Raw genomic sequence first — 14,391 nt, forward strand, 5'->3', positions numbered from 1 at the left:
AGGGTTGGGGGCCTCGCTCATGTGGGCGCTCCTGGTGTCGGCGGGCGGTGTCGGCGAGCGGTGTCGGCGAGCCGACGAGTCGAACTATCACCACGGTAGCGGCCCACGGCCCATATTTCTATGGGTGCGCGCCGTGAAAATGTTCCCCGCTCGCCTACTGAGCCCAGCAGACAGCACGAAACCCCCAACCCATAGGGAAGGGGGTTTGTAGGACGTGACTTCAGGCTTATAGGCCAAAACGTGTTGGTTTCGGTTTAGTAGGTTTCGTGCCAGGTTCCGCTGTGGTGGAAGTCGGTCCAGTTAACTGCGGTTCCCCACCTGTNACACACACCCGCTTAACGAAGTGTCAACAACACAAGCCTAACCCCTGTCGATCTCGGCTTGCGCTTGGGCGCGGTGGCTGGCCTTGTCGAATTGGTCAATGATCTGTTGGTCGGTGAGCGTGGTTTTAAGGATGTGTGCTGGGGTGGCAGGGAACTCGGTGTGCAGGTAGCACCACCACAACACGGTCTTGACCTGGTGATTAAGACTCATGCCACGGTGGGCTCGTAGCACGCAGCGTAGTTGGGTATTAATCCCGCCCTCGATCAGGTTCGACGTCCTGGCAATGGGGTCACCTTCAAGGTCAAGGGCGGGATCGAGGTAGGTAAACAGCGTGCCTTGTTTGACCAGCGTGTTGAGGGAGTTCTTGGCCTGGATCAGCCGGGCATGGGTGGCAACCCAACGTCCGTCTGGTAGCCGGGTGCGCTGGGCTAGGAATTCCTTGTAGGTGGTGTTCCAGGTGGCGAGTTTGCTCATCCATGCCACTGCCTGGTCAAAGGTAGTGACCTCGAGCAAGGCCTGAGCAAGACTGTAGAGATCAACACCTGCCTGAGTGCGTGGCCGGGTGGTGGTCTTACGCTTGACCGCGCTATAGGCGTGAAAGACACAGCGTTGGATCCGGGTGGTAGGCCAGGTGGTCTTCACCGCGCTGGCGATGCCTTGCCCACCATCGCACACGACAACATCTGGGGGCGCGATCCTAGACATCAGTGCTTGCCAGGCGCGGGTGGTCTCACCCTTGGCCACGTACCAGCCAAGCACATGGGTCTTGGTGCAGGCAATAAGAACCACCAGCTTGTGGGACAGGTAGATTCCGTCAACAAAGACCACATGGTGAACCTCGTCAACCAATGGAGAAACTGGCCATAGATGCCAAAATGGTTCGTTACGCCGTCGTATGGTGCGTCCCTTGGGCCCGTAATCGGCCAGGGTGTATTTGCCGGTGACGAAGTCTAAAAACGCACTGAAATGCCGGGCACGGGTATCGTTACGCCGAGACTGGCTTGCCCTACACGCAAGACAGCGGAACCTTGGCCTACCTGCTCGAGTTGAGCCCCATTTTTGCGTCGTGCCACCACAGATTTTGCATCGAGGATTTCCCATCCCCCAATCCAAGCCGATTCAAACCCCGACCTTACCGCGGAATATCAATCAAAAACCGGGATAAAACCAACACGACCTGGCCAACCAAGAACTCAAGTCACAACGAGTCCAACCCCCACCTTTCGGCTTTGTAGCAACGAAAGACAGCCCAAAAACCAACACAACCTGACCTATAAGCCTGACTTCAGCTTGCCGCTCACGAGTGAGCTATTACGAGGCCCTGTTTTGTCAGGTTTCGCGGTCACCAATCATTCGAAGATGAAAGGCCCATGTCAGCCCTTGTCCTACCCGCCAGTATAACAGGCCGTGTACGCCCGCGCCTCGTCGCGCTTCCGCTGTGATCGCGTGGACCCTGGCGTGACCGTTAGCGATGGACTCGGCGTGACATGACAACGGGGGCGGCGCTCACACGCGTGAGCGCCGCCCCCAGCAACCCGCGTGAGCGGGCATTGTTAGAGCGTCAGCCGTTCAGGGCGTCAGACACGACCTTCTTCGCGGCCTCCTGGACCTGCGCCAAGTGCTCGGCACCCTTGAAGGACTCTGCGTAGATCTTGTACACGTCCTCAGTGCCCGACGGGCGAGCCGCGAACCACGCAAACTCCGTCGTCACCTTCAGGCCGCCGATCGGCGCGTCGTTACCGGGGGCGCGCACCAGCTTCGCGACAATCGGGTCGCCGGCAAGCTCAGTCGCGGTCACGTCCTCAGGAGACAGGGCCGCAAGCTTCGCCTTCTCCTCGCGGGAGGCAGCCGCGTCGATACGAGCGTACGCGGAAGCACCAAAGCGCTCCACCTGCTCCCTGTGCAGCTGCGAGGGGGTCTTACCCGTCACCGCCAGGATCTCCGAAGCCAGCAGCGCCAGGATGATGCCATCCTTATCAGTCGACCACACAGTGCCGTCCTTGCGCAGGAAGGACGCTCCCGCGCTCTCCTCGCCGCCGAAGCCCAGCGCACCCGACAACAGGCCGGGCACGAAATACTTGAAGCCCACGGGAACCTCAACCAGGTCCCGACCCATGGAAGCAACAACGCGATCAATCAGCGCAGAAGACACGAGCGTCTTGCCCACAGCCGCGTCCTTGCCCCAACCGGGACGGTGCGTGAACAAGTACTCGATGGCCACAGCCAGGAAATGGTTCGGGTTCATCAGGCCATCGGGCGTCACAATGCCGTGACGATCCGAATCCGCGTCGTTACCCGTCGCAATGTCATACGGCGTGTTGCCCTCAGCATCCGGGGTCATGGCCTGACGCAGAGACGCCATCGCGTACGGCGACGAACAATCCATACGGATCTTGCCATCCCAGTCCAGCGTCATGAACGGCCACGCCGGATCCACCTCGGGGTTAACGACCGTCAGATCCAGACCGTAACGCTCGCCGATAGCCGCCCAGTAGTCGATCGAAGCGCCGCCCAGTGGGTCCGCTCCAATACGCACGCCCGCATTACGGATCGCATCAATGTCGATGATCTGATCCAGCTGCGACACGTAGAACTCGAGGTAATCAAAGGGCTTGATGTTCGGGTCGTGCAACAGCTCAGAACCGGTGACGCGGGGAATATCCTTCCACTCGCCCGAATCCAACAGCTCATTCGCGCGCGCCGCGATCCAACCGGTCGCATCCGTGTCGGCAGGGCCGCCGTGAGGCGGATTGTACTTGAAACCGCCGTCGCGCGGCGGGTTGTGGCTCGGGGTCACGACGATACCGTCGGCCAGGCCATCACCCTCCGTGCGCAGATTCGCCGGCGCGCCATTCGCGCCCAGGATCGCGACCGACACAGCCGGGGTCGGCGTGTAGGAGCCGCGCGAGTCAATTCGCGTCTCGATCCCCGCACCCGCGAGGACCTCCAGGGCGGTACGCCACGCGGGTTCACTCAGCGCGTGCGTGTCACGGCCAATGAACAGCGGGCCGTTAATACCCTGCGACGCGCGGTACTCAATGATCGCCGCAGTAATGGCGATGATGTGCGCCTCGTTGAACTTACCGTCCAGCGAAGCGCCACGGTGGCCCGACGTTCCGAACGCGACGCGCTGTCCCACGTCGGTCGGGTCAGGGACAATGTCATAGTAGGCGGAGATGACATCGTCGACGTTGATGAGGTCTTCTGGAAGGGCACGCGTGCCAGCTCGATCATGCATGAACACAGTGTTGCACGTAACGTCGACTTCCGCTTCAGTCGTCCACGGCGTGAAACACGCCATCGCTGCGTTACGTACGAGGTCGTGGCCGAGTACGCGCAAAACTGCACGTCAGAGCGTGATTTGCCCAGGCCTCGTCCCCGATTAAGGCGCACGCGGATGGACGTATTCCCAAATCGGGGTACGACCGACTATCCTATGAGAGGTCGGTCACCGCAGACCATGGCAGTGTTGTCAGGAGGAACATCGTGGGATGGTTTGATTCCATTGAACATAACCGTTGGCTCAGCGCCAACATGCAGGCCCTCGTCGAAGAGGCCGAAGGATCTATCGTGCCTACCGGCTTCGCCCACCTCGACGCTGACGGCAAAGCTGACCTCAGCCGGTCCATCGACCTGGCCGTCACCGGGCGCATGGCCTACATCTTCTCCCTCGGCGTCCTCATGGGCCTACCCGGCACACGCCGATACGTCGACCATGCCGTCACAGCGCTAACCAAATACTTCACCGACCCCGTCAACGGCGGCATGTGGTACCAGATCAAAGCCGAACCCGACGCGGAAGGCCGCGGCATCCCCTGGGACGAAGCCTCGCGCGTCAAATCCCAATACCACACCGTGTACGCGCTCCTCGGCGTGGCCGCCGCGACCGTCGCCAACCGGCCCGGCGCGCACGAACTCCTCGAAACCATGCTCCAAGAGCAGAAAGACTACTGGATCGACGACTACGGCCTCGTGTGGGACCAGTACGATGAAGCCTTCACCGAACCCGCCCCCGTGCACGCGCTCGGCACACTCATCCACACGATCGAGGCCTACATGGCCGCCGCCGAAGCGACCACCGAACCCGAATGGCTCGACCGCGCCGAAAAAATGACAGCCTTCGCGCACAAGGTCGCATCGAAAAACAAGTGGCGGATCCCCGAGTACTTCGACGAAGAATGGCAGCCCAGCCCCGCGGTCGGCAAACTGTGCAACGATGGACGCCGCTACCACGAAGGCTACGTCACCGGGCACTCCATGCAGCTCGCCCGCTTCGCCCTGCAAGTGCGCGCCGGCCTGCGCTCCATGGGCTGGACCGTACCCGACTACCTCCTGGAGCTGGGAACCGAACTCTTCGAACGTGCCCGCGTCGACGGCTGGCGCCGAACCGACGGCGCCCCCGGATTCTCCACCGGCGTCAACGACCAGGGTGACCCCGTACCCGGCGAGGACGAACACCAGCAGTGGGTCGTATGCGAGGGCGTGTGCGCGACCGTCGCTGTACGCCGCGCCATGCTCGACGATGGACACCGCATCTCCGAAGTTGAACACTTCGAGCACTGTTACCGTTCCTTCATCGACTACATTCACGACTACCTCATCACCCAGCCCGGCCGATGGATTCGCCGCCTCGGCCCCCACAACGAGAGCGTCCAACCCGCCAAGTCATCACGCTGGGACGTCTACCACGCGATCCAGGCGATGCTCGCCATCCGCGTGCCCCTGTGGCCGCCGACGGCCCCCGCGCTCTCGCGAGGCCTCCTCGACCACCCCGAGGAACCGGCACCCGACAAGAAGTCCTGGAACTTTTTCGGCCTGCGAGGCTAATCGCTTGCGTTGAAACCGCGAACGGATTCGGACCCGGGGCGTCCTCTGAACTGCGCCCCGGGTTCTTTCCTGCCGCCCCAAGAGCCGCACGGTCTCACTCGTCCCGTACTTCGAGTTTCTTGTCTCCCTATACCGCGGGACTCCGCCGATCATCGCGTCAAAGCCTCACTGGTGACGCGTCGCGCACGCGCGTTACCCTTATGTGGCTTCACCGGTCGGCCTCGAAGAAACACGACATTAACGTCGCGTCGGCTTCGCGTGTTCCCGCTCGTTCCTGTAGGATGAGGCAGGTCTGGAGGGCTGTCTGAGTGGCCGAAAGAGACGGTCTTGAAAACCGTTGTGTCAGCAATGGCACCGGGGGTTCGAATCCCTCGCCCTCCGCTGAGTCGATCGTTCTTGAGCGTTCGCGGCGGGTGCGGTTAGCGCTCGCGGTGAAAATGCCCTAGAGTAGTCGGCACTGGAGACGTCGCATAGTCCGGTCGAGTGCGCCTCCCTGCTAAGGAGGTAGGGGTGCATAGCCCCTCGCGGGTTCAAATCCCGCCGTCTCCGCCAACAGCCCCGGGATTCCGCTGGAGTCCCGGGGCTTCGTAGTTTCCGAATCGGGTTAAAAGGTCAAGTNCGTGTTCTCACCCACTACACGATCACCCCAGAAAGTCAAGGAAGCTGCGCGATTAACCGCCCGAACCTAAATAACAGCGACTTTCGCCCGCAATCCCAACCTAAACACGGAACTTAAGCACCACGTTCGTGACCTATAGTCCTCAAGTCCTGTGGAGTGGCGTAATCGTTTTGGGGTTATAGGACACTGGGGTTATAGGACACTACGTGTTGCTGGAGGGGTGACTTTTTGGCTTTCTGGTGCGGGAAAGTCGGTATTGGAGGTGGTGGGAGTCAACTTGAAGGATGGACAAAACGTGTTGGTTTTGTGGCGACTTTTTGGTGTGTTGGTGTGGGGAAGTTGGTGTTGGAGGTGGTTGTGTCGTCGCGAGCCTGTGTATGGTCCCTTGTTCCGTCACCGTGGGCTTGGGCAGGTTGTTTGCGGCGACGGTCTTCACTGTGCCAGGCCGCTGGCACGTCACTGGCTGCGCTACCGGCGGTGCTATGGGTGGTAGCGCATGACTCCCGCCCGGCGAGCTATCCCACGAATGTCGCATGCAATTCCCTCGACACTGTGTCGCACCGCGCAACCATATCGTTGGGATTGCAACGTTTGCGGACACTGTTGAAAATTCATTCAATCGAATTGCATGCGAAACTGCTCCGAGCGCGCTAGCTGCCTGCGCTCCTCGCAGCGCGCGTGGACCCGCTGATTCGCGCGTGGGTCCGACACTTCGCGCGTGGGTCTGATGGTATGCGCGTGGGCGGCGCCCAGGCGCATATCTTGGGGTTGGCGTGCGTGTCATGGGGTTAACGCGCATTGTCGGCGGTTCATGTGCGAGCGACGCACCAGGTGGCGCCGTTGCGTCCACAACGCAGGCCATCTCGCCCACGAAGCCCCGTTGTCGGCGTTTGTTACCGAGGTGGTTTGCGACTTGGGCGCTGCACCGTCCCGAGGCGCGACCTCACTACACCGAACCGTGACCTCACTACCCCGAGGCGCGGCCTCACTGCCCCGAACCGCGGCCTCACCGCCATCAAATGGGGGGAATTGCGCTGCACGGGGACCCGTGCGTGACTTGCCTGCCGATGACATCGCCACCAAACGGGGGAATTGCACCATTAGAGGCGCGACACGCCGGCGACACGCCGAAGGGAGGCTTCTAATGCTGCAAAACCCCCCATCCAGCCCTGGGTGCGGAGGGGTCGCAGTGGTGAACTGCGTTCCGGAGTCGCCCGCATCACAGAACATCTGGGCCATCACGCCCATGCTAGCCATTGTTCGTCGAGGTGGTCTGCACTGTGGGCGCGGGTAGGGCGGGGCGCCAATAAACGCCGGAAGGGCATCACCGACAGGGTCCTGCTGCATGGGCGCAGGTAGGGTGGGGGGCCGATAAACACTGGAAGGGAGTCGCCGACAATGATGAGCGACGACGGGCGACCAGCTCCCAGGCGAGGCTTGTTGCCGATGAGGCGAAACACCCGATCGGGAAGACTCAACCCCAACGGATCACATGCAATTCCTCCCTAACGGGTGCAATCCTCCCGATCACGTGCAATCCTCCCGATGGGATGGCTCCCATCGGCGGCGCAAGCACGCAAGCACAATGACGGACGACGCAAGCGCACGTCACGGCCAACCCCCACCGTCGGCACGCCAGCACGCCAGCGCCACCGACACCTCGCCGCCGACGCCTGGGACCGAGCCGCGACCAACACGCGTTGTCCTTATCACCCTGTTTCCGTGGCGCCTTCGCTTCTGGCTGCTCGCGGTGTGGGCCTGTGCCTCGTTGTGCAGTTTTGAAGCCTCGTCAGGTCCTGCTGCCACCCGCGTCTGCTGCCATCGGACCCTCCAACATCCTCCAACCGAGCGGTAGATTGGGGGTTTTGCACCATTAGGAGCTTCCTTTCGGCGTGTCGCCGGCGTGTCGCGGCTCTAATGGTGCAATTCCCCCCGTCGTAGTCGAGATGACACCAAGGTGCGCCGGCGTGTCGGGCTTCTAATGATGCGATTCCCCCCATGTGGCAGCAAAACAGCGGATTCTAGGAGCGATATGGCGGCACTCGTGTCCAAGTCTTGAAGTTCCCCCCGTGCCGCGGACCCCAGCACAGCGCGCAGCACCCAAATCACAGACCACCTCGACGACAGAGCGCACAAATGGGCTGCTGAGGGCCAATGGGTGAAGCGTTTTGACGCATGTCGTGCGGCGACGTGGGGGTTTTGCACCATTAGGAGCTTCCTTTCGGCGTGTCGCCGGCGTGTCGCGGCTCTAATGATGCAATTCCCCCCGGCGCGGCGGTCGTGCGCGTGGGGTGCAGTCGCCAAAGTGCAGACCCATTAGCTACAAGTGCCCGAAAAAGGGCTGTTGTCAGTGAACGGGTCTGCGTTCTGGAACCATCCTGGGGCGTTGGGTTCCGCGTGGGGGTGGTTCGGGCCCTGTTTCAGTCCAGTCGTGGTGGTGCGTCGGGCGGTGATTGTGGTGCCCGCCTGTATGTGGCCCTGTTTCAGTCCAGGCGTGGTGGTGCGCCGGGACCAAGTTGCTGATATTTAGGATCCCGGCGCCCACTAGGTGCGTCGATCAGTAGATCGTCACGTAGGTCCCCGAGGGAATCGTGTCGTGCAGCCACTTAGCGTCCTCGTAGCGTAGACGCACGCAGCCGTGAGAGACGTGCCCTCCGAGGGTCCCATCCTTCACAGTCATGGTGCCTTCGTAGTAGAGAACCGAGTGGAACAGGTAGTCGCCGTGGAACTGTGTCCACCAGTATGCCGTGTATCCGTGCCCGAAGGATGAACCGCGGTTTTTGATGGTGAAGGTGCCCTTGATGGTCGGGGTTGAGGGTTTGCCGACGGAGCAGGGCATGTCAGTGAGTGGCTGCCAGGAGCTGTCAGCCCAATAGAATGTCATGCAATGTGGGGCGTTCGTGTCGACGACGACCAAGTAATTTGTGGGACTGTACAGGGTCTTCGCGTAGTTCCAGTCGGCCTCGAAGTCAGAGCGGCCAGAAACCCAGAAGCCGTCCCACCGGTCAAAGTAGTTCCAGCTTCCGGAAACCATCGTCCAGGCGGTGGCCATCGCGCCGCCCGCGTTCGGGTCAAGGTAGTACCAGCTGGCGCCCCGTTGCAGCCAACCGGTGACCATTGCACCGGAGGCGCTCAGGTAGTACCAGCTGGAGTCCTGTCGCAGCCAGCCGGTGGTCATCGCACCGCTGGAGTCCGAGTAGTACCAGGAGCCGTCTGAGATGAACCAGCCGGTGGCCATCGCGCCGCTGCCCGTTAGGTAGTACCAGGCCCCCGTGTAGATCCATGTCGCTTCGGCCATTGCGCCGGAGGAACGTAGGTAGTACCAGGTTCCGTCGATTTTGGTCCAGCCGGTGGCCATTGCGCCGCCTGCGTCGGGGTTGAGGTAATACCAGGCGCCGCCGGAGACCTGCCATCCGGTGACCATGGCGCCGGAGTCGGTGAGCAGGTACCAGGATCCGTCTTGATACCAGCCGGTGTGCACACCGTTCTCGGTTGAGGCGTACCAGGTGCCGTCGGGCGCGCGGTACCAGCCGACCGGCACGAATCCGTCGGTGTTGAAAACGTAGCGTACGCCGTTGACTTCAAAGACACCGGCCGCCAGCCATGTGCCGTCGGAGCTTTCGTAGCGCCAGCCCTGGGGGTGGTGCACCCACTGGGAGGTTGCGGGTGTCGGAGGTTCAGGCTGCGTGGGGGTGGTGCTCGGGTCGGGATTCGGGGAGGGGAGCTCGGACGAGGCGGGTGTTGCCGTGGGTGTGGGCGTGGCGGTGGGCGTGTCCTCGGACGAGGCTGGGGTTGCCGTGGGTGTGGGCGTGGCGGTGGGCGTGTCCTCGGACGAGGCCGACGTTGCCGCGGGTGCGGTGGGTGCGCCGGATTGTGCAGCGCTGGCAGCGACGTCGGCGTGCGCTGCGGTAAGGGGGAACAGACCGACGCATGCGAGCGTGGTCACCGATGCGACGATGCATCGGGCAAAGCGGATGTGAATCCTCTTCATGATGACACCTCACTGGTGGGGGATGTCTCAATCTTAGGCGCTGGAGGGTGAGTAGGTTGCACGTGTGGTCAAAAAACTGGGCAGTGTGTGCGTGGATGTTGCGGGGTGTGTACGTGTGAATGGGCACCCGGCATTGTTGGTGCGCGGCACAGGCCAGGTGCGGCGCCCACGTGCTCTCCTTGCCTCGCCCGCTCACAGCATTGGGACGGGGCCAAAAACCTTGAATGATTGCATAAATTAGGCATATTATACTTTTATTAAGTTCGTCAATACTTGCTCATCTCTAAGGATTGGTTTCCGTGTCAAAAAAGGATGTCATCATCCCTCTCGTGCCCGCGGCGCTCAGCGCCCTGCTCCTCGCCGGAGGGGTCACCGTTTTTTCGGCGTGCGATCCCAAGCCGGACGGCACCTGGATGCACTGTCATCAGTGCCAAAATAGTGTCGTTGCTAGCGCGGCGGGCCTCGTTGTTTTCTTTGGTACCGCCACGTTCGTCACCAACAAGGCGGCGCGCCTCACCCTACAAGGACTCTCGCTCATTGGGGTTCTCGTCGTTTTCTTTATCCCCGGTGTCATCTGCCCGATGTGCATGATGAAGACGATGCGTTGCCATACGGTGTTCCAGCCATTCGTGCGCATCATGAGTGTCCTCGTCGCCGGCACTGGTGTCGCGGCTCTGGTCAACACGGTCAAGAGGGATCGGGCTTCGAAGGCCTGACGTGCGAGAGGTGACACGCACGCACCCAAACCGGGTAACCATAAAGCGGGGGGCCGTCGCAGTCGCGGCGGTTCTCCTGATCGTGGTCCTCGTCCTCCTCGTTGTCAACTTGCAGCGCGGGCAGCGCTACGCGCAGGCGCTTCGCTTCGCTGAGGCCGGGGACGCGGCGTCCGCTTACGACATTTTCGCGAGCCTGGGAAGTTACGCCGATTCCGCCCAGCGCGCGGCGGGCCTCGTCCAGAAGGATCCGGCGCTGCCCTACCGGAAGGCCGCCAAGGGTGACGTGATCGCCTTCGGTTCTTTCGAGCAGGACGGTGACACCACGAACGGTGCCGAGCCGATCCGCTGGATCGTCCTCGAACGTTTCGATGACCGGCTCCTGGTCCTGAGCGCTGACGTCCTGGATGGGAGACAGTACAACCATGTGCCGTTCCAGGAGGTCACGTGGGCGGATAGTGACCTGCGTGCGTGGATGAACGACGATTTCCTCACCGCAGCTTTCGAACCCGCTCAACAAGGCATTATTGCCACAGTGTGCAACAGTAACGAGGACCAGTCCGTCACCGGTGCCGAGGGTGGCGCTGACACGCAGGACCGTGTCTTTGCGCTCAGTGAGACCGAAAGTGTCATCTATCTGAGCAGCTCCGCGAACCGCGCAGACATCGGCGCAGCCCCCGCTACCGCGTTTGCGGCATCGGGTGCTCTGACCGTGAGCGAGGATGGGACCGCTGACTGGTGGCTGCGCTCGCCGGGAACATACGGTTTCGCCGCTCAATTCGTTGATGCTGAGGGTAAGCCGTCCGTCAGTGGCGCGAACGTTGACGTGCTCTACGGGGTACGTCCCGCCCTGTGGATCGACGTGTCCGAGGCCGGGCGGGGTGCGCAATGACCGGAGCTTTGACGCTGCGGCGTGTTCCGCTTATGAACATTCGGGCGCACCCGGTGCGTGCTGCGATCCTGTTGTTCTTCGCGTTTGCGCTGGCGGCGTGCGTTTTTGGTGGGCTTGTTACCGTTGATGGTATGCGCTCTGAGCTTTCGCTGTCCGAGCGTAGGCTCGGCGCTGACCTCGTTGTGTACCCGACGTCCTGCCTGAACCAGGTGGAGAAGAAACGCCTGCTGATGATCGGTACCCCCGTCGCCTGTGATCAGGCGCGCTCGACCTTGTCACGCATGGACGATAACGAGGACATTGCCGCCGTGTCCTACCAGCTCTACATTGCCGACACGAGGCCGGACGGGACGCCGTTGTGGATCGTCGGCTATGACCCGGCGACGGATTTCGTGATCTCCCCGTGGATGCGCGAAGGTGAGGATGCCGCGCCTCCAACAGGAAGCGTCGCGGTCGGCGCGGCGGTCGAGGATGCGGATGGTCAGGTGACGCTGTTTGGGCGGCAGTGGCCGGTAGGCGCGCACCTGCTGGAGACCGGTTCGGAGCTGGATAACGCGGTCGTCGTCAGTATGGATACGCTTACGCAGGTCATCGCGGCATCGGTCGAATCGGGGGTGGGTACCTATGCGTCTGTGCAGCCGAACCAAGATTTTTCGGCTGCCTTGGTGAAGGTCGATGATTCGCGCGACGTTCAGAGCGTGACGGAATGGATTAATCTCTACGTGCGTAAAGTGACCGCCGTGCGCTCTGATGAGGCCCTGGTCACCACGGCCTCGGACATTCGCGCCCATCGCTCGCTCACGCTCGGTGTGCTCGGCTTCGCCTGGCTGGTGTTGCTGGTCGCCCTGGTTGTCGCCCAGTTCGCCCTCATGAATGAGCGCCAACANCCCATGATGCGTTCGCGCTCGCGGCGCTGGCCGCGCCGGGGAGGTCGTTGCCCCTGGCTGCTCTCACTGTCGTCGCGTTGGTAGCTTTCGGTGTGGCCGGAACGAGGCTTGCTCTAGCGCGCGTGTATCGCAGTGTTTCGGGTCAGAAGCTGGCGCCCATCTAGGCGTCGGGACAGGAGGAATCAACATGCTGTCGCTTGCGCGACTCCCGTGGATGAACCTGCGCGGGTACCCGGTGCGCTCGGGTATCCTCGCGTTTTTCTCTATGCTCATGGCGATGGTGATGTTTGGTGGCACCATGATTGTGTGCGGCATTGACCGGGGATTGGGAACGGTCGAGTCGCGCCTCGGCGCCGACATCATGGTGACCCCCGCTGATGCTTCGTCCGACTTTGATGCGCAGGCGTTCCTGGTGGGCGCCGAACCGTCCTACTTCTATATGGATGAGGGCGTGGCCGGTGAGGTTGCGGGCGTTGATGGTGTCGGCGCGGCATCGCCTCAGCTTTTTCTTGCGACTGCGCGGGCCAGCTGCTGTTCGGGCCGCTATCAGGTCATCGCGTTCGACCCGGCCACGGACTTCACCATTCAGCCGTGGATTTCTGACACCTCTGGCGCCTCCAGTCTCGGTGACATGGAGGTGGTCGTCGGTGCGAATGTCGGGGTGTCCGATCCGGAGAACTTTTCGCTCTTCGGTCATAGGCTGCGTGTCGTCGCCCAATTCGATCAGACTGGTTCGACCCTCGACAACGCTGTGTACGCCAACTTTGATACTGCGAGAATTCTCATCGACTCTTCGCTGGAGAAAGGTCTCAACAAGTACACGAGTCTTGACACGGACCACATTATCTCCTCGGTCATGGTCAGGGTTGAGCCTGGCCGAGACGTTAATGCGGTTGCCTCCGAAATTGCTGCGCGCGTGCCGGGGGTGTCCGTGGCGACCTCGACGACCCTGGTCAGTGGTATCTCTCGATCGTTGGACAACACCTCGCGCACGGTCACCACTTTGATTGCGCTCGTGTGGGGTGTTGGTTTGGTGATGATGACTCTCATGTTCGTCATGATGGTTGTTGAACGTAAGCGTGAGTTCGGCACGCTCCTTGTCGTCGGCGCCCACAGGCGCCTGGTGTCGCGGGTCATTGCTCTCGAAGCTGTTATTCTCAACGCCGCTGGAGGCGCCCTCGGCATCCTCATATCGGGGGTGCTGATCGTCTCGTTCTCTGGTCTTGTGCAACAGACCATCGGCATCGGGTTCCTGGTGCCCTCCCTTGGGGTGATCGCCGCGCTGGTGGCGCTCGTCCTGGCCTCGATGGGCCTCGTCGCCCTCGTATCATCGTGGATAGCGCTGCGGTGCCTGAACATGGCGGACGCGAGCGCCCTATTGAAGGAAGGTGAGTGACATGCTCGTTGAAGCAACGGACCTCACTAAGGAGTTTCCTCGCGCCCGCACGGGGGGCCGCCTCTTCACGGCCGTGCATCCGCTTGACCTGACGTTGGATGAGGGGCAGCTGACCGTCATCACCGGGCATTCAGGCAGCGGTAAGAGCACCCTGTTGAACATGCTCGCGGGCATGCTGCCGCCTACGGGTGGGACTGTGTGCCTGGGTGGCATCGACCTGTATGCGATGCGTGAGGAGGAGTGCGCGCGCCTGCGTAACGAGCGCATCGGTTTCATCCCGCAGGGGCACGCTGCACTGCGAAGCCTCACCGTCCTGGAGAACATTCTCTTGCCTTCCGTGTTGTATGGCGCGGGTAGGCCGCCGCGTGAGCGCGCCGAGGAACTCCTGTCCGCCGTGGGTCTGGCCGAGCTTGCGGATGCGCGCCCGAACGAGCTGTCAGGCGGTGAATTGCGCCGCGTCGGTGTCGCTCGTGCTCTCCTCATGAGCCCGGCTGTGGTGTTGGCTGACGAGCCGACCGCCGGCCTGGATGCTGAGAGTGCGGCTGGGGTCCTGCGTTTGCTGCGTGAGGCTGCCGACCCGGGAGCGACCGTCCTCATTGTCACGCACGAGCCAGAGGCGCTCAGCTACGCGGATCGCACGTTCGCGATGGACGGCGGCCATCTGTCGGGAGGGTCGTCGTAGGGATGAGGCCGGGGCGTGGGTGTGTCGGACATTCCTATCGACGAGGCAGTGGGTGTGACT

Annotated in this window: 7 protein-coding genes, 2 tRNA genes and 1 pseudogene; 7 read left to right on the forward strand and 3 right to left on the reverse strand. The window is 62.0% G+C overall.

The window, feature by feature from the left end:
- Positions 1-254: 254 nt before the first annotated feature.
- A pseudogene (locus tag BQ7477_RS08375) lies at positions 255-1,425 on the reverse strand (IS1249 family transposase).
- 460 nt (positions 1,426-1,885) lie between these two features.
- Complete coding sequence (gene pgm, locus BQ7477_RS08380) at positions 1,886-3,562, reverse strand: phosphoglucomutase (alpha-D-glucose-1,6-bisphosphate-dependent) (RefSeq protein ID WP_073983838.1); 1,677 nt, start codon at positions 3,560-3,562, stop codon at positions 1,886-1,888.
- 248 nt (positions 3,563-3,810) lie between these two features.
- Here pgm and BQ7477_RS08385 point away from each other — a divergent pair, with 248 nt between their 5' ends.
- From BQ7477_RS08385 to BQ7477_RS08395, 3 genes are all read left to right on the forward strand, one after another.
- Positions 3,811-5,151 (forward strand): AGE family epimerase/isomerase, encoded by a 1,341-nt coding sequence (locus tag BQ7477_RS08385; RefSeq protein WP_073983588.1) that lies wholly within the window; start codon positions 3,811-3,813, stop codon positions 5,149-5,151.
- A gap of 294 nt (positions 5,152-5,445) precedes the next feature.
- Positions 5,446-5,532: transfer RNA gene (locus tag BQ7477_RS08390), tRNA-Ser, on the forward strand.
- Positions 5,533-5,610: 78 nt separating this feature from the next.
- Positions 5,611-5,703: transfer RNA gene (locus BQ7477_RS08395), tRNA-Ser, on the forward strand.
- Between the two features lie 2,624 nt (positions 5,704-8,327).
- On the opposite strand, the gene BQ7477_RS08405 is transcribed toward BQ7477_RS08395, so the two are convergent.
- Positions 8,328-9,761 carry a L,D-transpeptidase family protein gene (locus tag BQ7477_RS08405; protein WP_073983590.1) on the reverse strand — a complete coding sequence of 478 codons (1,434 nt, stop codon included), beginning with the start codon at positions 9,759-9,761 and terminating at the stop codon, positions 8,328-8,330.
- A 299-nt stretch (positions 9,762-10,060) separates the two neighbouring features.
- Between BQ7477_RS08405 and BQ7477_RS08410 the strand changes: the two genes are divergently transcribed.
- From BQ7477_RS08410 to BQ7477_RS08430, 4 genes are all read left to right on the forward strand, one after another.
- Positions 10,061-10,477 (forward strand): DUF4418 family protein, encoded by a 417-nt coding sequence (locus tag BQ7477_RS08410; protein WP_073983591.1) that lies wholly within the window; start codon positions 10,061-10,063, stop codon positions 10,475-10,477.
- A 10-nt stretch (positions 10,478-10,487) separates the two neighbouring features.
- A complete protein-coding gene (locus BQ7477_RS08415) occupies positions 10,488-11,366 on the forward strand; it encodes a DUF6273 domain-containing protein (RefSeq protein ID WP_073983839.1) in 879 nt (292 codons plus the stop codon).
- A gap of 1,074 nt (positions 11,367-12,440) precedes the next feature.
- Positions 12,441-13,649, forward strand: coding sequence for an ABC transporter permease (locus BQ7477_RS08425; RefSeq protein WP_073983592.1), 1,209 nt, complete (start codon positions 12,441-12,443; stop codon positions 13,647-13,649).
- A gap of 1 nt (position 13,650) precedes the next feature.
- Complete coding sequence (locus BQ7477_RS08430) at positions 13,651-14,331, forward strand: ABC transporter ATP-binding protein (RefSeq protein ID WP_073983593.1); 681 nt, start codon at positions 13,651-13,653, stop codon at positions 14,329-14,331.
- The last annotated feature ends 60 nt before the right edge of the window (positions 14,332-14,391 follow it).

Source organism: Actinomyces bouchesdurhonensis, assembly GCF_900128465.1.
Taxonomy (GTDB): Bacteria; Actinomycetota; Actinomycetes; order Actinomycetales; family Actinomycetaceae; genus Pauljensenia; species Pauljensenia bouchesdurhonensis.